The following is a 21,910-nucleotide window of genomic DNA, read 5'->3' as shown; positions in this document are numbered from 1 at the left end:
TAATAAATGAATTCAGCTTATTTTGCTCTAAAGTCTGAATGAGCGCAATAAAATTAATATAAACGACTACCCCAGTTGAGCTTAGTGCGAAGTACATGATAGTAAGAGTAGTCTTTGGGGTGGATCAGGCGTAGTTTCTTATCTGCTTTTTTAATTATCACTTCATCGCCAGGCAATACAGCAAGCACCACATGACTATCGCAGCTGACTTGTAAGCTGTCGGTATTCTCTAAGCTGAGCTTTAAGCGTACTTCGTTATCGGCATCAACCACTAATGGTCGGCTTGATAATGTATGCGGAAACATCGGTACTAATGAGATTGCATTTAGTTCTGGGGTCAAAATGGGCCCGCCACCCGACAGCGAATAGGCTGTTGAGCCCGTAGGGGTTGAGACAATTAAACCATCAGAGCGCTGAGAAAAAACAAAATCGTTATTAATGAAGGCTTCAAATTCAATCATGTGAGCGACTTTATCGGCATGTAAAACGGCTTCATTCACTGCTGAGTTAGCACTTTTTAATTCGCCATGGCGATAAACTGCAACTTCTAATAAAAAGCGTTTTTCTTCAAGATATTGACCACTTAATACTTGTTCTAAACTAGCTTCAAAGCCTTCTGGGTTTAAATCTGTTAGAAAGCCTAAATTGCCTCTGTTTACGCCTATAACAGCAACATCAAATCGGGCTAATACCCTTGCTGCGCCAAGCATATTACCATCACCTCCGACCACAATAGCGAGATCGGCACGTTCGCCAAGCTCAACCAGTTTGACTAACTTTTCCTTGGGGACATTGGTTAATTGATGACCTGTTCTCTGCTCTAATAACACGTCAAATCCTAACGCATTTAAAAAAGTGTATAAGCGCTGTAAAGTTGCAGCTGCACCACTGTGATTTGGTTTGCCAATTAAACCTATGGTTTTAAACGGTGATTCCATGATAAACGCATCAATAGTATTAATATCAGTAGAGTAACTCAAAAGTGACAAGTTTGAAAATAACCTTGAAATAAACTCACTACGCCCCGATATCCCCAGTATGCAGCAAGATGTAGATACTATGAATTTAAACCCTCGAGATCAGCAAATATTTTCCGCCGTGATGAGCCTGTACTGTAATGGTGAAGGTCAACCTGTCGCGTCAAGCCGTATTGCCAAGCAAAAAGGTATGGCTGTGTGTTCTGCAACAGTTAGAAATGCGATGTCGCGCCTAGAAAAAATAGGCCTGCTGTATTCACCGCATACTTCTGCTGGACGGGTACCTACTAATGCCGGATTTGATTATTGGCTAAGTGAATTTTTCCCTCTGTCGCAGATTGCGCAATATTGGCAGCCTGCACAAGCGCAATTAGTCGAGATGGCGCATGGTATAAGCCAGCGTTATCAGGTATGTTGCTGCGTTGGTCTGCCACAAGTAAGTTCTCAACATGTTTTTAGAGTTGAAGTATTAGATTTTGACAGCAATGATTGGCTTATTTTACTGTTAGATAGAGCAGGGCAAAGCCATAACATTTGTATTCATAAGCCGGATGATGCGTCTGACACCGTACGTTATCAATTCGCTACTTGGCTTAATACTGTATTCAGTCAGCAAACTTTAATGGAAGGCTTGTACCGTATGCAAGCAATGGCAAATACAGCACCACGAAATTGTCATGATTCGTTAAATCAATGGACCCGTGAGCTGAGCCATAAATTAGGCTCAGATAACAGTATCGTGGTCGGCGAAAATTATTTATATCGGCAAATTGATTGTGAACAAAGCTTAAATATTGGTGTCTCATTTTTGAACTTTGTAGAAGATAAGTTAGCTTTTAAAAATGGTGTGTCGGTTTTAAATACGTCACAATTGCCATTTACTGATTGTGACGAACTGATGGTGATCAGCGTGCCGTATTTTCAAAATCAAGAATATCAAAGTCGTTTTTGTGTAATTTGTCCTAAATCGGCGCAAATTGAAGCAATCATTCAAGAATTTAAATTAATCGAGTCATCTGGCTCTTGAATCTTTTGATTCAATCCCCATAATTACCGCAATTGAAAAGTATTGGAGCACTTAAATTATGTCTGAGCAGACAAAATCACCAGAGCAAGAAGTTGAATTAAACGAAGAATTAGAGCAAATGCAAGCAGACGTTGAAGCGGCTGTAGAAGCTGCTGACGCGCACGAAGGCGAAGAAGTTAGCCCTGAAGCTGAAATTGCTATGCTTTATGCTGAGCTTGAAGATGCGAAACAAACTATCGCAAACCAAAAAGATAGCGTAGTACGTGCCGCTGCAGACGTTGATAATATTCGTCGCCGTGCTGCACAAGATGTAGAAAAAGCGCATAAATTTGCACTTGAAAAGTTCGCTAACGAATTATTACCTGTTATTGATAATCTAGAACGTGCTATTGAGTTCTCAGACAAAGAAAACGAAACCTTAAAGCCATTGCTTGAAGGGATTGATATGACAGTTAAAAGCTTCAACGATGCGGTTGCAAAATTTGGTGTTGAAATTGTTAACCCACAAGGTGAGCAGTTTAATCCTGAATTCCACCAAGCAATGTCGATTCAACCAAGCAATGATGTAACACCTAACACTGTATTAGCAGTGATGCAAAAAGGGTATACATTAAATGGTCGTTTATTACGCCCTGCAATGGTGATGGTATCTAAAGCAGCTGAATAAATAAGTCGCTTAGTAAAAAAATGCCCGTTAACTACGGGCATTTTTTTTGTTTCTAGCTCGGTGCCAAAGCTGGGCTATTAGTGTTAATACTAATGCGCTGAACATTAAGCTTGAAAATGGTACCGCACTTTGTGCATGCATTAAGGCTAAAATTGGACCGACTAATGCACCGCTGCCAAAGCGCAATGTACCAATAACCGCCGTAGCGGTGCCAGAACGCTCTTCAAACTGCATTAAGATCAATGCATCAGCATTACTAGCGGTAACCCCTAAACTCATCATCAGAGGAGCAATAGCTGCAACAATAAAATACAGCGATAGGTGTAATATGCTAAATGTGAGTAGGGCACTGCCAGCTACAAAGCCGACCGCTAATCCATAATACAGCATTTTTCGTGAACCAATACGTGGTACTAGGCGGGTATTTAAAAAGTTACCAAACATTAGCGCCATGACATTGAAAGCAAATAAAACACCAAATAATTGTTCTGATACTTTAAAGTAATCAAGGTATACAAAGGGCACTGCGGTTAAAAAGCAAAAAAAGCCGAATGAGACAAACATTGAGCTGGCTATATCTGCTCGGGTATCTTTATTTTTAAATACGGTTTTATAGCTATCGAAAAATAGTGCAAAGCCTTTCATCGGGCTTTTGAAAATAGGGATATCGATTAAGTATATTTGTACCAAGGCTAAAATAACAAAGCTGTAACTAGCCAGTACTAAAAAGATTGTTTGCCAGTGAGATAAGCCCATGATCATTGATCCAACCGTTGGTGCGACTAAGGGCGCTACCATCATGATCATCGATACATACGACATTCCTTTAGCAGTATCTTGTTTATAAATATGACGAATTATCCCTGGCACCACAACGGTTGCTGCAGCACCTGTGAATGCTTGTACGCCCCGCAAAGCCCAAAATAGATGAATGTCATTACAAAAGGCCAATGCGACAGAGCTTAAGCCAAACAATGCTAAGCCGACCTTCGTTAACACGCGACGACCAATTTGATCTGCGATTGGGCCAAAAAATAGCATTCCCAGCGCATAGCCAGCTAAATATATGCTTAACGATATTTGTACATTAGGCATTGTGGTATTAAGGTCGTTAGCAATGACTAACATTGCCGGAAGATACATATCGATTGCCAGTGGCGTAATTGCAACAATACTGGCGAGTAAAGGTAATAGAATGCGTTTATTTAAAGAAACCGAGTCCTGCATGACTAACCCATTAAACAAAAAGAGGCTGCTATTGTAACAGCGACAATTAGTCTTGGGTACTTAGTTTGCATGCTAACTATCGCCTTTAACTGAAATATAACGCAACAGATGTTTTTACTGGCAGTCGATATATTCAATTGCAGGCTGGTTTGCTATTCTAAGAACAATTAAATTGTTAGTTAAGAGAATACAATGAAAAAATTAGTTTTGGCTGTGCTTGCCACCGCTGTATTAGCGGGTTGTAAAACATCACCAACAGGGCGTACGCAAATTGCGCTTTATTCTGATCAACAAATGAGTCAGATGGGTCAGCAAAGCTTTGCTGATATGAAAAAGAATCAAAAAATTAATAATAATCCTCAAGTAAATGCGTATGTAAAGTGCATTGCTGACGATGTGATTGCAGTATTACCGCAACAGTATGCAACTCAGGCGTGGGAAGTGGTGGTATTTGAAGACGATTCAGCTAACGCGTTTGCATTACCCGGTGGCTACATTGGTGTGCATACAGGGTTGTTGAAAGTGGCTGAAAATCAAGATCAGCTAGCAACCGTTATCGGGCACGAAGTAGGGCATGTAATTGCTGAGCACTCTAATGAACGCGTATCACAAAGTTCCTTGCTACAAACAGGTATGCAAGCGGGCAGTGCCGCACTTGAAATGGGCAATGTACAATATCGTAACGAAATTATGCAAGGTCTTGGTTTAGGTGCGCAGTACGGAGTTATTTTACCATTTAGTCGCGCTCATGAATCTGAGGCCGACCAAGTGGGTTTAGATTTAATGGCAAAAGCCGGATTTAATCCAAAAGAATCCGTAACACTTTGGCAGAATATGAGTAACGCAGGCAGTGGTAATACACCTGAATTTATGTCTACTCACCCAGCACCTGCTAACCGCATTAAAGAGCTACAAGCAAAATTGCCACAAGCATTAAATGAGCAAAAAGCAGCAAAAGCGGCGGGTAAAAACCCACAATGTAAGCTGTAATAAACTTTTTTGGTGATATAAAAAAAGCCTGTGAACTGATGTTCACAGGCTTTTATTATTCTAAACGCTAGTTATGCGTTTTCAACAGCAGTACGTGGATCTACGTATGGCATGTTGAAGGCTTCAGCAACTTCTTTGTAAGTTACTTGGCCTTTGATCACGTTAAGACCTTTAAGGAAATTAGCGTCATCTAGTAATGCTTTCTTATAACCTTTGTTTGCAAGGTTAATGATGAAAGGCAATGTTGCATTGTTAAGTGCGAAAGTAGATGTACGTGGTACAGCACCTGGCATATTAGCAACACAGTAGTGAACAACGTCATCAACGATGAAGGTCGGATCAGCGTGAGTTGTTGCTTTAGACGTTGCGATACAACCACCTTGGTCAATTGCAACATCAACAATTGCAGAGCCAGGCTTCATTGCTTTAATGTGTTCAGCAGTAACTAGTTTAGGTGCAGCAGCACCTGGGATAAGTACGCCACCAATTACTAGGTCAGCTTCAAGTACATGCTTTTCAAGTGCATCAGCTGTTGAGTAAATCGCTTTAACTTTATTACCAAACTGAGCGTCAAGTGCGCGTAGTACGTCAATGTTACGATCAAGTACGACAACTTCAGCACCAAGGCCAACAGCCATTTGTGCTGCGCTACGACCAACCATGCCGCCGCCAATAACAACAACTTTAGCTGGCTCAACACCCGGTACGCCGCCAAGTAGCATGCCACGACCATGGTTTGATTTTTCAAGCGCTTGTGCACCAGCTTGAATAGACATACGGCCAGCAACTTCACTCATAGGTGCAAGTAGTGGCAAACCACCGCGTGAATCAGTTACTGTTTCGTATGCGATACAAATTGCTTTGCTTTTGATTAGGTCTTCAGTTTGTGGAAGATCTGGTGCAAGGTGTAAGTAAGTGAAAAGAATTTGGTCTTCACGTAGCATTGCACGTTCAACGGCTTGTGGCTCTTTTACTTTTATAATCATCTCTGCTGTTGCGAAAACCTCAGCAGCAGTTGCTAGAATTTCTGCACCTGCCAGTGTGTAATCTTCGTTAGTGAAGCCAATGCCCATACCTGCATCAGATTCAACAAAAACTTGGTGGCCGTGGTTTACTAACTCACGAACACTAGCAGGGACCATACCTACACGGTATTCATGGTTTTTTATTTCTTTAGGTACACCGATAATCATAATATTGCCTTAATAGAACGGGATAAAATTTTTCACTATTATATTCATGTACTGGCAGTGTGTCTCACCTTTTTTAATCGGTATTCTAGTGATATAATCTGAAAACACCGTTTAAACAGTACAAAAAACTAGTCGTTATTATGCATGAGTTATTAGACCGTATTGACCGTAAGATTTTAATAGAGCTACAGCACGATGGCCGAGTGTCTAATGTTGAATTAGCTCGACGTGTGGGGCTCAGTGCAACGCCCTGTTTAGAGCGTGTAAAAAAGCTCGAACGCGAAGGTTACATCGTCGGTTATAAAGCCGTGGTTGACCCTGCTAAACTTGGGCAAGGTTTGTCGGTGTACGTCGAAGTGACAATCACTAAAACATCACCTGATGTGTTTGATGAATTTAGTGCTGCAGTTAAAAAGCATGATGAAATTATCGAATGCCATTTAGTCTCGGGTAACTTTGACTTTTTACTAAAAACCCGCGTAAATGATATGTCTGAATATCGTGGTGTATTAGGGGATATTCTGCTCAAGCTACCGAACGTTAGTGAAAGCCGTACCTATGTTGTTATGGAAGAAGTAAAAGGCGAGCAAGGGGTGATTATTCGCCCATATATCGGCTGAATTATGCGCCATTTTTAGTAACTACTTAAGTTGTATTATTGATACATGCGCGATTAATAAAAACCTGTTCATAATCAGGCCATCATGGTTAAGATAAAGTGCAACAAAAAGTATTTCCTGCTAAGGTATTCCATTGCTAAGAATGAGTACAAAGAAGTACAAAGAAAAATGAGGAATAGCGAGTTATGCGCCTAAACGGTGTACAAAGACTATTAGAAACCGGTTTAATAATTAGCACCTTTGCCGCAATATTTATATTGTGTGCGCTGGTAAGCTTTGATCCTGCTGATCCGAGTTGGTCGCAAACAGGTTATGACAATGTAAGAAACATAACTGGAGCTGCAGGTGCGTGGATCGCCGATATTTTATTGCTGACATTTGGCTGGTTAGCTTATTTTGTGCCAGCTGCACTACAAATATTTGGCTACTTATTATTTAAGCAACCTCATAGAATATTTCAACTCGACTATACAACGTTATCGCTTAGAGTGATTGGTTTTGCATTATTTATCACTTCAGCAACGGCTATCAGTAGTATTAATTTTGATGATATTTATAATTTTTCATCCGGTGGGGTAGTCGGTGATGTGATAGCTTCAGCGATGATGCCTGCATTTAACTTTACCGGTACCTCGATTTTATTATTATGTTTCTTTTTTGCTGGATTAACATTATTAACAGGCGTGTCGTGGGTGCAATGTGTCGATTTTATTGGCGATTTGATCATGCGAGGTTATCGTTTTATTGCCCATCACTTAAAAGCATGGTTACAACGCGAACGCACTGCAAATACTGAAGTTGTAATTGAACAAGACCCTGTTAATGAGCAACAGACACGTAAAGAAACACCCGCCATTCGCTTTTCAGAACCAAAAGTGGATAGTGATAGTGCGGTGTCAAATCAAGACTCTCATCCTGCATTTGATGATTTGGATGACATTCTGGATCAAGAAATTAATTTTAGCGCCATTGATGATGAACCAATGGACACTGCGGCTGCCTTAAATGCGCTTGATCAAAGCCATGTTACTGAGCCTGAAAAACCAGTTACTACTGTGGTTTCGCCAGCAAGACCAATGCCAAAACCAAAGAGTACCTATCAGCCTCCACCTACCGCAAAAGAAAAGTTTGAGCAGCTACTCGAAGAAAAGCCGCCAAGTACGCCATTGCCTACGCTTGATTTGTTAGATAGACCTGATAAAGCCAAAAACCCAATTTCACCAGAAGAGCTTGAAGCTGTATCGAGGTTAGTTGAAACTAAACTCCTTGATTTTAACGTTCAAGCTACGGTTGTTGCCGTATACCCTGGACCTGTTGTAACCCGTTTTGAGCTTGATTTAGCGCCGGGTATTAAAGTTTCTAAAATTACTGGTCTTGCTAAAGATTTAGCCCGCTCGCTATCAGCGGTTAGTGTCCGAGTGGTTGAAGTTATTCCGGGTAAAACCTATGTAGGGATTGAATTACCTAATAAACACCGTGAAATAGTGCGGTTATCAGAAGTAATCGACGCGCCAAAATTTGAGCAAAATCCATCGCCACTGACTATGGTCTTAGGTAAAGATATTGCCGGTGAACCAATCTGTGCTGATTTGGGTAAAATGCCGCATTTACTGGTGGCAGGTACCACAGGTTCAGGTAAGTCAGTGGGCGTTAATGTAATGATATTAAGCTTACTGTACAAATCAGGCCCTGATGATGTGCGTATGATCATGATTGACCCGAAAATGTTGGAACTTTCTGTTTACGAAGGTATCCCACATTTACTGTGTGAAGTGGTCACCGATATGAAAGAAGCTGCCAATGCGCTGCGTTGGTGTGTAGGTGAGATGGAACGTCGTTATAAGTTAATGTCGGCGTTAGGTGTTCGTAACTTAAAAGGTTACAACCAAAAGGTATTGGATGCGAAAGAGGCGGGTTACCCGATTCTCGATCCATTATTTAAAGATACTGATGGTATGAAAGAAGGACCAGACGAGTTAGGTAAGTTACCGAGTATCGTGGTGGTGATTGACGAATTTGCTGACATGATGATGATTGTTGGTAAAAAAGTTGAAGAGCTAATTGCCCGTATTGCGCAAAAAGCCCGAGCGGCAGGTATTCATTTAATACTAGCAACACAGCGACCATCGGTTGATGTAATTACTGGTTTAATTAAAGCGAATATCCCAACGCGAATGGCGTTTCAGGTATCAAGTAAAATTGACTCGCGTACCATCTTAGATCAACAAGGCGCAGAAAACCTGCTAGGTATGGGTGATATGCTCTATTTACCGCCGGGCACCAGCGTACCGATACGTGTACATGGCGCGTTTGTTGATGACCATGAAGTACATGCGGTGGTGAATGACTGGAAAGCACGTGCAAAACCAAATTATATAGACGAAATTTTAAATGGTGACGCCACTGAGGATATTTTATTGCCGGGCGAAGCCAGTGAAAACGCGGATGAAGAATCAGATCCGCTTTATGATGAAGCCGTGTCATTTGTTGTTGAAACAGGCAAAGTGTCAGTTTCAAGTGTGCAGCGAAAATTACGTGTTGGTTACAACCGTGCCGCACGTTTAGTTGAACAAATGGAAACATCGGGTATTGTAAGCGCACCAGGTCATAACGGTGCCCGAGATGTATTAGTGCCCAATGGTGGAGCAAATTAAATGAAACAAATTAAATATTTAGCCTTAGCAATTAGCTGTTTTTTATCAGCATCAGTATTTGCAAGTGACAGTGCAACGGATGACAGCCAAGCATTACAAGATAAACTGGCCGGTTTAAAGAGTTTTCAAGCGCAATTTGCGCAGCAAGTTAATGACGACCAAGGTCAATCAATTATGCAAGGTGAAGGTACTATCGCCTTACAACAGCCAATGATGATCCGTTGGCAACAAGCGAGCCCTGATGACACGTTATTTGTATCAAATGGCGATAAAACCTATTACTTCGACAGCTTTGCTGAGCAAGTAACGATTATGAATACTCACAGTTTGATTGATTCAACACCGTTTGTGTTACTCACCTCCAAAGATCCGGCGCAATGGCAAAAGTACCAAGTACACGCCACGGATACTGGGTTCAGTGTTACACCTAATAAAGGCGTTGAAAGCCAAGTTGAACAGCTGGATATTGTGTTTGCAGCAGATAAAGTAGGCTTAGCGTCATTATTGGTTAAAGACAGCTCAGGGCAATCATCTACATTTACTTTTAGCGACACTAAAGTAAATCAAAGCCTTGCTACTTCAACCTTTGAGTTTAGTATTCCTGAAGGCGTTGAAATAGACGATCAAAGTCAAGGTGAGTAATTTAGGCTTTAATTTTGGCCCGGATGTGCGCCCACTTGCGGCGCGCATGCGACCAACCAGTTTAGATCAGTATATTGGCCAGCAACATCTATTAAGCCAAGATAAGCCTCTCTATCAAGCTATTTTAGCAGGGCGTTGCCACAGTCTTATTTTGTGGGGGCCGCCGGGCGTTGGTAAAACTACCTTAGCGCAAATTATTGCCAACCATGCCGATGCGGCGCTGATTCAAATGTCGGCGGTAACGGCAGGCATTAAAGATATTCGTGATGCGGTGAGTGAAGCGCGTACTAACCTTGAAGGTCGTGGCCAACGTACCTTACTGTTTGTTGACGAAGTACATCGTTTTAATAAATCTCAGCAAGATGCGTTTTTACCACATATAGAGGATGGTACCTTTATTTTTGTTGGTGCCACCACCGAGAATCCCTCGTTTGCACTAAACAATGCGATTTTATCGCGAGCACGAGTATATGTCCTTAAATCGCTGCAAGACACTGATTTGCATCTTGTTATTGAGCGAGCGCTTGCAAGCGATGATGAACTGAAAAATAAAACGGTGGTACTTGCACAAAATGCTAAACAAGCGTTGTGCCAAGCCAGTGATGGCGATGCTCGTAAAGTGCTTAATTTACTTGAGCAGGCGATTGATTTAACCGTAGAGCAAAACGGCCAATACCTAGTTGATGAGCACGTACTCAGTCAAGTATTGCCAACGCATTTAGCCAAGTATGACAAAGGGGGGGATGAATTTTACGATTTGATCTCAGCCTTTCATAAGTCAGTTCGAGGTAGCTCCCCAGATGGTGCTTTGTATTGGTATTGTCGTATTTTAGCCGGTGGCGGCGATCCGCTGTATGTTGCAAGGCGGTTACTCGCCATCGCCACTGAAGATATTGGTAATGCTGATCCGCGTGCCATGGAAGTGGCCCTCAATGCATGGGATATATTTCAGCGAGTTGGACCAAGTGAAGGCGAGCGTGCAATTGCACAAGCTACGATTTACCTAGCTAGCGCACCGAAGAGTAATGCGGTGTACGCGGCGTTTAATCAAGCCAAAGCGGATGCGCAGAACGAGCCAAGTTACCCGGTGCCAGAGCATTTACGTAATGCACCAACCAACTTAATGAAAGACTTAGGCTATGGTGCTGAATATCGCTATGCGCATAATGAAGAAGGCGCCTATGCTGCAGGAGAAAAGTACTTTCCAGAGCAGATAGCCGATAAGCAATATTACTTTCCAACTGATCGTGGCTTAGAACAAAAAATAAAGCAAAAGCTCGACTATTTAAAAGAGCGCGATCATCACAGTGACATAAAACGCTATGACAAGCCTTAAGATATATCTCATGATTGCCGCAGGAGGAGCCTCAGGCGCCTGTTTACGGTTTTTTATTAGTGAAACCATGCTAAAACTACTTGGTAGGGGATTCCCTTTTGGCACGTTGACGGTTAATATTCTTGGTTCATTGTTGATGGGCGTATTATACGGTTTGATAGAGCGCGAAATTATCACCGTTAGCCCCGCTAAAACCCTTATAGGGATTGGCTTTCTAGGTGCTTTGACCACCTTCTCGACATTTTCAATGGATTCGTTGTTGTTATTACAACAAGGTCACTTTTTTAAAATGGCCCTCAATATCACCTTAAATGTGGTGGTGTGTATTTTTATGGCTTGGCTGGGCCTTCAGCTGGTAATGCAAAAAGGTTAAAAACTAACATGTTAGATTCTAAATTATTACGTCAAGATCTCGAGCAAACAGCTGCGCGTCTAGCAGCACGTGGTTACGAGCTAGATACTGCGACTGTCAGCGCACTTGAAGAAAAACGCAAAACATTACAAGTAAAAACACAAGAATTACAAAGTGAGCGTAACAGCAGCTCCAAAGCGATTGGCCAAGCTAAAGCTAAAGGCGAAGATGCACAACCATTGTTAGATGCAGTAAGCAACTTAGGCGCGCAACTTGATAGTGTTAAAGCTGAGCAAGACGCTATTTTAGAAGAGCTTAAGCAAATTTCTTTAGCTATCCCAAATTTACCTGATGAATCAGTACCAGCGGGCGCTGATGAATCTGACAACGTTGAGATTTCAACCTGGGGCGAGCCTAAAAAGTATGATTTTGCAGTAAAAGATCATGTAGACTTAGGACAAGATTTAAACGGCCTTGATTTTGAAATGGGCGTTAAAATTACCGGTTCACGCTTTACTGTAATGCGCGGCGCAATGGCCCGCATGCACCGTGCACTAGTGCAATTTATGCTAGACACGCATACAGATAAAAACGGTTATACAGAAATGTACGTACCGTATTTAGTAAACCGCGACAGTTTATACGGTACAGGTCAATTACCTAAGTTTGCAGAAGACTTATTCCACACTAAAGGTCTTGTAAATGATGACGGTGAAGAGCAAGAAGGTTTTAGCTTAATTCCTACTGCAGAAGTACCACTGACAAACAGCGCGCGTGACGAAATTTACGACGAAAAAGATTTACCAATTCGTTTAACTGCCCACACTCCGTGTTTTAGAAGTGAAGCTGGCAGTTATGGCCGTGATACTCGTGGCCTTATTCGTCAGCACCAGTTCGATAAAGTTGAGCTAGTACAGCTGGTAAAACCGGAAGATTCAATGCAAGCATTGGAAGAGCTAACAGGTCACGCAGAGCAAATATTACAAGCACTAGAGCTACCATACCGTAAAGTAATTTTATGTATGGGTGACATGGGCTTTGGCTCAGCAAAAACCTACGATTTAGAAGTATGGTTACCAGCGCAAGATACCTACCGTGAAATCTCATCATGTTCAAACATGGTTGATTTCCAAGCGCGCCGTATGCAAGCACGTTTTCGTCGCGCGGGTGAGAAGAAGCCAGAGTTATTGCATACACTAAACGGTTCGGGTTTAGCGGTTGGCCGTACTCTAGTAGCAATACTTGAAAACTACCAACAAGCGGATGGTTCAGTAGTCGTGCCTGAAGTACTTCGTTCATATATGAACGGCCTTGAAGTAATTAAATAAGCTTTAGAGCTGTAAGTTTTAAGCCGTAAGCTTTAAGAAGAGAAGCCGCTGTTTGTAATGAACAGCGGCTTTTTTGTTAATCAGGGTTCAGTTAGCAAGTTAGCGAGAGTAAAGTTAGCGAGCTGTGAGATTAACTCGGTGTGAAACTCACCGCGTAGGAATCGGCTTTAGCCATCATAGTTTAAACCCCATAAATTAGCTTTTCGAATAACATTATTAAATGCTGTTTTGGGGTTTTATAAACCGCTTACTTGGCACATGGTAAGTTGTTAAGTACATAAGGAAGTTTCATGAAATCACTAATAGGTTTAGTGATTTTTGTATTATCGATGTTTGTAGTTGGAAAGGAGCGAGATTAGATAGTTCGAGCTGAAATCGAGACGATGAGAGCTACGGAACGAGTATGGGTAAATAGTAAAGGTGATATTTACTGGGCTTCTTCGTTTTATATGAACGCTATGCCTTGTAATACAAAGCTTGAACAACAAGAGGTAAAAATATTATCAGAATTGGTTCAAAAATTACCTCGTCAACCATATGAACGAGGAGTAAATAGCAACTGCAAAGATAGGCTTAACTTTTTTATTATTGTAGCCACTGAGGTTGCAGATGACTCTTTTTGATGAAATAAGTAAAAAGTTTTCTTATTCAACAAGTTGTAGGAAGTTTGAAATAGATATAGCATGGGGGTAACTTATCACAAGTTACACCAGCAAACCTTAGATAAATTTATACAATGTAGGTTGGCTATGTGGAAATAGGCACACAACAAATCAATCAAGTGGATTAACAATGCCATTTATTTGATTGCGTTAGTGTTCATCATTCAGCACGGAAAACTTTAACTAGTGCGCAGAGTTAAATAAGGGTGTTATAGTTTACTTTTGATTAATCGAGTTTTTAACAAGGATTGTTTTATAATGTATAAGCACCTATTTATATTCACTTTTATTTTTTTAGTTTCAGCGTGCCAATCGGTTCAAAGGGGAGGTGCTGTTCCTTTAGGTTCAAATGAAAAAATTAAACTAGATGTATTAAATATCGATTGGAATGATTGGAGTTTAGCTATAGGGGATCGAAGAATTGAAGGTTCAGGTTTTGTTATTACTAATTGGGTTAATACGTCGGATGATGTAGGGCTGCGTTATGGGGTTCTTGGCGTTATAGCATCTGATTTGTCTAATGAAAAGCACATGAAAGGCAGTTTAGAGTTCGACTTAAAAGAGAACTTTGATTTAGCGAGCACTTTGTTGAATTCGCTAAATAGCATTCAAATTTTAAAAGAATCAGTAAAGTCTATTCACTTAAATGAAAATCTTCATAAACAAGTTATAACACTTGAGCCATGGTGCGTCATTTTTACCGACGAAAAAAGCACAAGGTTTTTACCTCAGCTCAAAGCCGTCCTTAAGTCTAAAACAGGTAAAGTAATTTGGGAAGGCAACTATGGGCCAATGAATCCAAGTAAGCCTTTTATTTTAGGCAACTCGATGACTCACGACGATATTAAAACATTACAGACTCAATTAGATGTTGCCTATGAGGAGATTGCAAACCAGTTACTTGCAAATATTCAAGGCAAAGGAAGTTATGTCAGTAAAGAAGAAAGTGAAAAGTTCACTAACGATTTATTAAATAGCATAACCATTGAAATAGACGAAAGCCAATTTAACTAACTCACCTTGATTGTATTTAATCAGAAATATGCATCGCAAAAACCAATAAAGTCAGGTCTTTCTTTTTGACCTTCGCTCAAACAGCAAAAAATAAGACCTGATAATCATATAAAAAGCTCGTCGAGTATTTAGATACAGTTGTGTTGAACGATCTAGTCAAGCTAATCACTTTGGCGTTATCAGCAGCAACTTTGCATCTTTTCCATCGGTTAACACCGCGATATTACCCTCGGTTGTAACAAATACATCCCGCAAACGCCCAGTTACCTCTGGTAAAACATGAGTCTGGGTAAGTTCACCATTCGCTAAATTAACGCTGTAGAGCTTTTTATCGACCAGCGTAGTGATTAGCACATGCTGTTGTAGTGAGGGAAAAGCTAAATGCTTTGAGCCATAATAAGCCATGCCAGAAGGGGCGATTGAGGGCGTCCAATCAACCGTTGGTTTAGCCATTCCAGGGTATTCTCTAAACGGTGAAATACGTGCTTGTGAGTAATCATCTCCGTTGGTGATCACCGGCCAGCCGTAATTGGTGCTTGGGGTTAAATAGTTTAGTTCGTCGCCGCCTGCGGGGCCGTGTTCGTGGCTAACAATTTGCTGTGTATCGTAATCATAAACCAAGCCTTGCAAGTTACGGTGCCCGAGTGAGTACACAGCATGAGCTGCAGGATTTTTGTGATTAATAAATGGGTTATCGTTTGGTATCGTGCCGTTTAAGTTTATGCGTAATGTTTTGCCAAGTTGACTGGTCATAACCTGTGCTTGCTCACGGTAGTCAAAGCCATCGCCACTTGAAAATAATAAGGTATTATCGGGTAGGACAAGGGCGCGGCCTGAGTAATGTTGTGGTGTGTCTTTATCAGTGGCAACTTTATAAATAATTTTTGGCGTTGAAAATTGCGCACCATCAAACGTAGCTTTGGCAATAACGAGCCTGTTTGCATCAAGCTCACCTTGAGCGTAAGTGAATATAATTTCTTTTGATTCACTGTAATTTGGCGAAAGCACTATATCGAGTAGGCCGCCTTGGCCTGCAACGTATAAGCCCTCGAAATCTAGTTTAACTCGGGTTTGTTGGTTGTTTTTAATGATAACAATATGACCATCACGTTCCGTGACTAACCAGGTATTGTTTGGGAGTTTAACCATGCTCCACGGTGAATTGAGTCCCGTTGCTAAGGTATCAGCAGTGTATTGCTGTTTTGGTAGCTCGGCACTGGCGTTACAAGAAAACGCTAAAAGCGAGAGTAGAGTAATACAACGTAGAGATTGTTTACCCTGCAAGCCTTTGCTACTGTAAGAAAAAAGTTTCATTTTAAGTTGAGATAACCATGTCGTTTTTAACACGTATACTCCCTTCATTTTTAGTTTCTTGGTTACTTACATTTACACTCGCTAGCTTGTTTCATAGTCAATACGTTGTCAATCAATTAGTTAATGTGGGTGTTGTGGTGGGCTTTAATGACCGTGTTAACTTAACCCTTGAAGATTGGCTCGGCATGCTACCGACCTATGGCGCTATTATTGCTATTGCACTTGCCATCGCGTTTTTGGTTACCTGGCTTATTGCTAAAAAAGTTAAAAAACAATGTGCGCAATTATTTGTAATTGCGGGTATTGTGGCGTTTGCTTCGGCTTTAATTGCTATCGAGTCAATTATGAATATCACTATTATAGCGGGCGCAAGAGGCTGGGGTTTTTATATGCAGCTGCTTGCAGGGGCTGTAGGGGGTTATGTTTTTGCTAAGTTGAGCAATGGTTGTCATAGTAAAAATGAATTCATCTAGTTTTACACAGAGATAATCATTAAGGTTTTTAATTATTCCTTAAGATTTAATGCACAGCGGATGCAAAGCTATAGAAATAACCAGAGGCCTCACCTTTGTAGCTTTTCAATTAATTGAGGCTTGAACTTGTTGGTTGGTATTGTCCTTGTTGCATAAAGTCTTCTAAAAACCATGCAGCAAACTCATGTCGGCCTTCTACATCGGCTTTGCTGTAAATATCGGACGCTTGTTGACGAACGGTTTTTTCTTTTGTGCTTCTTAGTGCGCTTATTTCTTTAAAGCTTAAGCCTTTAAGTAACAACATCGCGACTTCTTGCTCACTGCGGGTCAATGTCCACTGTGAAAATTGGGTTTGAATAACGCCGCTGTATTCATGGCGAGCATCCATCATTGCTTGTGATATATTCTTAAGTTCTTTTTTTGAATGCACTAATTCTTGTTTCAGCGCATTAATATTTGCTGTACGCGCACGAATGTCTCTAATTAAGTAAATAGCACAGGCTGCAGAGATAACTACGATCAAGCCTTCGGAAAAAATATGCCACTGCGGCACCCCTAAACGTATATCTGTTAGAACATCAAAAAAATTCAACACCATTATTACCAACAATGTAGCCGCTATTAGCTTATCTCTCATTAAAACCTCTACTATCAATGCATTATAATTACAATGGACAAATGTACCATGCTGTAAATTAAGCTGTTTTTAGGAACGTTACGGCGTATGCCTGATGATTTAACAGCATAAAAAAGTCATGGTTGATTCTATAAAATTAATCAAATGTGAACAAACGAAATGCTGTTAAATTTTACAAAAAAAATGCGTCATTTTTTGCGTATTCAATATACGTTATTTTTCTTCTTTACGGTGACTTTATTAACATTTAATCCTGTGTTTGCTTCGCAAAATTTAGCACCTGTAAGGCTTTCGTCACTCAGTGGTTTTGATGTTGAATTTGCGCCGATTCAAAAAACAGAGTTTATTAACGGGCAAAGTTTAATTGGTGAAGTCAATTTCAAACCTGGGGTCAATTATACGGTGCTGTTTGCGTTTGATGTACAGCAGGTTCGTTACTTATACCCTAACGGCAGCATGGTTGAAAAGGGCGCCACTATTGCAAGCGTTGAGGGCAGTGATGTACACCATTTTTTAGATGCCTATCAATCAGCAAAAGACATGCTCGCTATTGCTAAAAGCCATTACGACATAAATCAACAACACTTAAAAAACAAAATAATAAGAAGTTCTGAATGGGTTGAAATCACAAAAAGCTATTTTGAAGCCAAGCTAAATTTTGAACATATGCAACATCAAATGGCATTTTTAAACATTGATGATAATGAAAACGTGACCTTAGTGAGTCCAAAAACGGGCATTTTAAAACTCACTAATGAGTCGGGAAACCGTATGATGGGTGACACCGCGTTTGATATTATCGATGCAAGTAGTATTCGCGTTAAGATTAAAGTCCCTCTTAGTTTTTCCAACACGTTAGCGCATTTTAAGCTGTCACACAGTTGCAGCTTAAATATTGAGAGCTATGACAGTATTGCAGATAAATACCATCAAATTGTGTGGGCGTCGCCAAGCTCAAATGAGTGCCAGCTTAGACTGGGGCAAACTATCAAAGTCACGCCGGTAAATAAATTAACGGGCTTTAAAATAGCAAAGTCAGCGGTGTTTGAATTTGAAGATGTTAATTACATTGCTTTGAAGTCTGGCGATAACCTTGAGTTACTGCCGATTGAGCTCAAAGGTACACAAGGCAAAGACTATGTATTTACTGCTAACAAAAACCTAGATGATCAGCAGGTACTAATAAGCTCGGTAAGTGCGCTACAAGGCATGTTGCTTCACTTAGGGAGAGAGTAAATGTTAAACCAGCTTATTAAGTTTTCACTTACTCAGCGCTTGTTTGTTAGTATTTTTGTTATTGTTGCTATGGCCATTGGCGCTAAATCTTGGTTAAGTATTCCGGTGGATGCTTTTCCAGAAATATCACCCACTCAAGTTAAAATAGTTTACAAATTACCTGGCATGAACGCCCTTGAAATAGAATCGCAAGTAACACGGGTGATTGAAACCGAATTACTGGGTATTCCGTCACAGCAAATGCTGCGCTCTACCACTAAGTATTCTATTACCGATATTACCATTGACTTTGAAGAGGGCACCGACATTTATTGGGCCCGTCAGCAAGTTAATGAGCGTTTATTAAATATTTTACCCACCTTGCCCAGTAATATTAGTGGCGGCATGGCGCCAATGAGCACGCCTTTGAGCGAGGTGTTCATGTTTACCATAGAAAGTACTCACTTATCGCTGATTGAAAAAAGAGAGCTTTTAGATTGGCAAATTCGTCCATTACTGCGCACTGTAACCGGCGTTGCTGATGTAAATAGCCTTGGCGGCTTTTCAAAAACCTATGAAATACTTCCCAATACTTTATTGATGCAACAGCATCAAGTCAGCTTTGATGAAATGAAGTTGGCAATCACGCAAACGAATCAAAACGGTGGCATAGGGCGCTTAGAAAAAGGCAACGACACCTTAATTCTGCGCACTGAGGGCAAATACACCGATATAACCGCCATTGAAAATACCGTGATTAAGTCCACTCAAAATAAGGTTATTCGGTTAAGTGATATTGCCACGGTACATGTTGGCAGTTTAACCCGTTATGGCGCAGTCACTAAAAACAGTGAAGAGGCGGTACAAGGGCTTATAATTGCGCTTAAAAATAGTAATACAGCGCAAGTTGTTGCAGATGTAAAAGATAAACTTCGCACCATTGAAGCTTCATTACCGCAAGGCACAAAAATTAATGTGTTTTACGACCGCTCTAACTTAATAAATACCGCAATTAGCACCATTACGAGCGCATTAGGCCAAGCGATTATTTTAGTGATAGTGCTACTTGCCTTGTTTTTAGGTGATATTCGCTCTTCATTGGTGGTGTCTTTGTCTTTACCTATGTCGGCATTGCTGACATTTATAATGATGAAGCAGTTTGATTTATCGGCTAATTTAATGAGTTTAGGCGGCTTAGTGATTGCCATTGGTATGCTGGTGGACTCATCGGTAGTTATTGTTGAAAACATAGTTAATCGGTTGGCTAACAATCAGCACCTCCCTCGGCTGCATGTTATTTATCGCGCATGTAAAGAAGTCGCGGCGCCAGTGTTCTCAGGCACAATTATTATAATTATCGTGTTTTCACCGCTATTAATGTTAACAGGGTTAGAAGGCAAGTTATTTACCCCAGTGGCGTTAACTATCGTGTTTGCAATGCTAAGTGCGCTGTTGTTGTCGTTAACGGTTATTCCAATTTTAGCCTCATTGTTATTAAAAAATGAACCCGTAACCCAGCCTAAAATGGTCACGCTATTACAAGGTTTTTATACTAAAACACTTGCCCAAGCAATTAAAAAGCCGGTGGCTATTAGTGTTATATCAGTTGCTGTTTTAGTGCTCAGTGGGGTGTTATTTCAGGGGCTTGGTAAAAGCTTTATGCCCGTTTTAGATGAAGGCGACATTATTGTACAACTGGAAAAATCGCCGAGTATTTCCTTGCAAGCCTCGCTGGATATCGATAAACAAATTGAAGCCGCACTGTTAAAAAACACCCCAGAAATCGTACAAATTGTTGCCCGTACCGGCTCCGATGAACTCGGGCTTGATCCTATGGGATTAAACGAAACCGATGTGTTTATGGAATTAGCGCCAAAAGATACGTGGCGTTTTGACTCCAAAGCGCTGCTAATCGAGGATATTCGACAAACTCTTGCGCAATTTCCAGGGGTAAATATTGGCTTTACTCAGCCAATACAAATGCGGGTATCAGAAATGCTCACCGGTGGCACCGGTGATATTTCGATTAAAGTATTCGGTAATGACATTGCGACACTTGCCTCATTAGCTGAAAAAATCACTGCACTTGCCACTAATATTGACGGCGCAAGTGATGTGCAAATGGCGCTTATTGAAGGGGGTAAATACTTAAATATTAAACTTATTCCTGAGGTTGCTAGTCAGTTTGGTTTAACCACCGAAGGATTAAGCGATTATTTAAAGTCGCAATTAGAAGGCCTACAGGTATCGGCACTGCAAGAAGGAAACCGCGTGATCCCAATTGTGTTTAATGCACAAAAAGGCGAAAGCGCAGCACACTTTGAGTTATCGTCAATGAGCGCATTAAAGCAAAAGCTAATTTTAATGCCCGACAACAGCCTACTACCACTTGAAGAGGTTGCTAATATTAGCTTTAAAACGGGGCCATTGTTAATAGAGCGAGAAAAAGCAAAGCGCTTTGCTTCTGTAAGCGTTAATGTGGATAACCGCGATGTGGTTAGTTATGTGAATGAACTGGAAGCTAAAATTAATAGCAGCATAAAATTACCCAGTGGTTTTACCTTGTCGTTTGGTGGCGAATTTGAAAGCCAGCAACGTGCAACACAAAACTTGCTGGTGCTTATTCCTGTGGCATTAATACTGATTTTCATTATTTTATTTACCACGTTTAAATCGTTATCTAAATCAACGCTGATAATTGCTAATATTCCGTTTGCATTAATGGGGGGAGTGATTGCCCTATTTATTAGTAATGAATACCTCTCGGTGCCTGCATCGGTTGGTTTTGTTGCTTTACTTGGCGTAGCGGTACTCAATGGTATTGTGATGATCAGTTACTTTGAGCAAATGAAAATGTTTTCTGCCAATGTAACGCAGCGCATTTTAGATGGCGCAAGCAGACGCCTTCGCCCAGTGTTAATGACAGCCACAACCGCAATGTTTGGTTTACTGCCACTGGTATTTGCCACCGGCCCTGGCGCTGAGATTCAAAAGCCATTGGCGATTGTGGTTATTGGCGGGTTAATTACCTCAACAATTACAACACTTTATTTATTACCTATCTTTTATGGTTGGTTGGAGAAAAAACATGGCTGAACAGTTACTTTTTACCCTAAATGTACCCACAAACATAAAAGATGAAGTGGTTGATATATTAATTGGCATAGACTGCATTACCGGCTTTAACTTAAAAAACATTGAAGGCTACAGCAAGGAGCACAGTGAATTTGATATTGCCGAGCAAGTAGAAGGGCATCGCAGCTTTTATCAGTTTGAGGTGCATATATTATTAGCGCAGCTGCAAACAATTAAAACGGCGTTAAGCCCTGTGTGCCAATACACCCCATTAAAATATTGGGTTACGCCTATTGTTGAAAGCGGGCACCTTAGATAGTGTAGTTAGAATTATAGGCTGTTGCTTCGAGCAGCCTCTTTTTATAACTAAATACAAAATAGCTAAAAAGAGGTCACAATATTGCTATAAGTTAATAAAGTCGAAGCCTGCTGCGATGCCCGTACCTACTTCACGTGAGAGCGTCATTTGCTGCATTGACCCTATAGTTGCGTAATAGCGTGTAACTA

19 protein-coding genes are annotated in these 21,910 nt (G+C 40.8%); 14 read left to right on the top strand and 5 right to left on the bottom strand.

Translation table 11 applies throughout. The features are described from left to right. Window positions 1–53: 53 nt before the first annotated feature. Window positions 54–938 carry an NAD(+) kinase gene (gene nadK, locus H5203_RS16065; protein WP_145242288.1) on the bottom strand — a complete coding sequence of 295 codons (885 nt, stop codon included), beginning with the start codon at window positions 936–938 and terminating at the stop codon, window positions 54–56. A 100-nt stretch (window positions 939–1,038) separates the two neighbouring features. On the opposite strand from nadK, the gene H5203_RS16060 reads away from it, so the two are divergent. Then, window positions 1,039–2,004, top strand: coding sequence for an HrcA family transcriptional regulator (locus tag H5203_RS16060; protein ID WP_145242204.1), 966 nt, complete (start codon window positions 1,039–1,041; stop codon window positions 2,002–2,004). Between the two features lie 58 nt (window positions 2,005–2,062). Continuing rightward, window positions 2,063–2,671 (top strand): nucleotide exchange factor GrpE, encoded by a 609-nt coding sequence (gene grpE, locus H5203_RS16055; protein WP_145242206.1) that lies wholly within the window; start codon window positions 2,063–2,065, stop codon window positions 2,669–2,671. 27 nt (window positions 2,672–2,698) lie between these two features. Here the strand turns inward: grpE and H5203_RS16050 are convergent, their stop codons facing one another. Next, window positions 2,699–3,898 (bottom strand): Bcr/CflA family efflux MFS transporter, encoded by a 1,200-nt coding sequence (locus H5203_RS16050; protein ID WP_145242208.1) that lies wholly within the window; start codon window positions 3,896–3,898, stop codon window positions 2,699–2,701. 192 nt (window positions 3,899–4,090) lie between these two features. On the opposite strand from H5203_RS16050, the gene H5203_RS16045 reads away from it, so the two are divergent. Next, window positions 4,091–4,888, top strand: a complete 798-nt coding sequence (locus tag H5203_RS16045) for a M48 family metallopeptidase (RefSeq protein ID WP_182819967.1) — start codon at window positions 4,091–4,093, stop codon at window positions 4,886–4,888. Window positions 4,889–4,959: 71 nt separating this feature from the next. Here the strand turns inward: H5203_RS16045 and ald are convergent, their stop codons facing one another. Further along, on the bottom strand, window positions 4,960–6,081 hold the full coding sequence (ald, locus tag H5203_RS16040) for an alanine dehydrogenase (RefSeq protein WP_149982720.1): 1,122 nt from the start codon (window positions 6,079–6,081) through the stop codon (window positions 4,960–4,962). A gap of 140 nt (window positions 6,082–6,221) precedes the next feature. Between ald and lrp the strand changes: the two genes are divergently transcribed. The 7 genes from lrp (at window position 6,222) to H5203_RS16005 (ending at window position 14,689) form a co-directional block, all read left to right on the top strand. Beyond that, window positions 6,222–6,701 carry a leucine-responsive transcriptional regulator Lrp gene (lrp, locus tag H5203_RS16035; RefSeq protein ID WP_145242214.1) on the top strand — a complete coding sequence of 160 codons (480 nt, stop codon included), beginning with the start codon at window positions 6,222–6,224 and terminating at the stop codon, window positions 6,699–6,701. 185 nt (window positions 6,702–6,886) lie between these two features. Next, window positions 6,887–9,355 carry a DNA translocase FtsK gene (locus H5203_RS16030; RefSeq protein WP_182731956.1) on the top strand — a complete coding sequence of 823 codons (2,469 nt, stop codon included), beginning with the start codon at window positions 6,887–6,889 and terminating at the stop codon, window positions 9,353–9,355. Continuing rightward, entirely contained in the window at window positions 9,356–9,997 is a 642-nt protein-coding gene (gene lolA / locus H5203_RS16025) for an outer membrane lipoprotein chaperone LolA (protein WP_149982719.1), read from the top strand. It begins immediately after the preceding gene. Then, window positions 9,990–11,333 carry a replication-associated recombination protein A gene (locus H5203_RS16020; RefSeq protein ID WP_145242220.1) on the top strand — a complete coding sequence of 448 codons (1,344 nt, stop codon included), beginning with the start codon at window positions 9,990–9,992 and terminating at the stop codon, window positions 11,331–11,333. Before lolA ends, H5203_RS16020 begins: the two co-directional genes overlap by 8 nt. A 10-nt stretch (window positions 11,334–11,343) precedes the next feature. Then, entirely contained in the window at window positions 11,344–11,706 is a 363-nt protein-coding gene (gene crcB, locus H5203_RS16015) for a fluoride efflux transporter CrcB (RefSeq protein WP_392352509.1), read from the top strand. 8 nt (window positions 11,707–11,714) lie between these two features. After that, window positions 11,715–13,013 carry a serine--tRNA ligase gene (gene serS / locus H5203_RS16010; protein ID WP_145242225.1) on the top strand — a complete coding sequence of 433 codons (1,299 nt, stop codon included), beginning with the start codon at window positions 11,715–11,717 and terminating at the stop codon, window positions 13,011–13,013. A 920-nt stretch (window positions 13,014–13,933) separates the two neighbouring features. After that, a complete protein-coding gene (locus H5203_RS16005) occupies window positions 13,934–14,689 on the top strand; it encodes a hypothetical protein (RefSeq protein ID WP_182819966.1) in 756 nt (251 codons plus the stop codon). 165 nt (window positions 14,690–14,854) lie between these two features. Here H5203_RS16005 and H5203_RS16000 read toward each other — a convergent pair whose 3' ends face one another. Next, window positions 14,855–16,036 (bottom strand): PQQ-dependent sugar dehydrogenase, encoded by a 1,182-nt coding sequence (locus H5203_RS16000; RefSeq protein ID WP_182731958.1) that lies wholly within the window; start codon window positions 16,034–16,036, stop codon window positions 14,855–14,857. Between H5203_RS16000 and H5203_RS15995 the strand changes: the two genes are divergently transcribed. After that, complete coding sequence (locus H5203_RS15995) at window positions 16,021–16,476, top strand: hypothetical protein (protein WP_182758634.1); 456 nt, start codon at window positions 16,021–16,023, stop codon at window positions 16,474–16,476. The genes H5203_RS16000 and H5203_RS15995 overlap by 16 nt on opposite strands. 109 nt (window positions 16,477–16,585) lie before the next feature. On the opposite strand, the gene H5203_RS15990 is transcribed toward H5203_RS15995, so the two are convergent. Continuing rightward, complete coding sequence (locus H5203_RS15990) at window positions 16,586–17,113, bottom strand: LuxR C-terminal-related transcriptional regulator (RefSeq protein ID WP_145242241.1); 528 nt, start codon at window positions 17,111–17,113, stop codon at window positions 16,586–16,588. Window positions 17,114–17,296: 183 nt separating this feature from the next. Here H5203_RS15990 and H5203_RS15985 point away from each other — a divergent pair, with 183 nt between their 5' ends. From H5203_RS15985 to H5203_RS15975, 3 genes are read left to right on the top strand one after another with little or no spacing between them, the layout of a single operon-like run. Beyond that, window positions 17,297–18,349: a hypothetical protein gene (locus H5203_RS15985; RefSeq protein WP_259401961.1), complete on the top strand. Its 1,053-nt coding sequence runs from the start codon at window positions 17,297–17,299 to the stop codon at window positions 18,347–18,349. Continuing rightward, window positions 18,350–21,424, top strand: a complete 3,075-nt coding sequence (locus tag H5203_RS15980) for an efflux RND transporter permease subunit (protein ID WP_182819964.1) — start codon at window positions 18,350–18,352, stop codon at window positions 21,422–21,424. Beyond that, a complete protein-coding gene (locus tag H5203_RS15975) occupies window positions 21,417–21,722 on the top strand; it encodes a DUF3240 family protein (protein ID WP_145242247.1) in 306 nt (101 codons plus the stop codon). The genes H5203_RS15980 and H5203_RS15975 overlap by 8 nt, the downstream gene beginning before the upstream one ends. Window positions 21,723–21,910 lie beyond the last annotated feature (188 nt).

This window comes from Pseudoalteromonas sp. SG41-1, assembly GCF_014164575.1.
GTDB lineage: Bacteria > Pseudomonadota > Gammaproteobacteria > Enterobacterales > Alteromonadaceae > Pseudoalteromonas > Pseudoalteromonas rhizosphaerae.
This window is presented reverse-complemented; position numbering and strand designations above follow the sequence as displayed.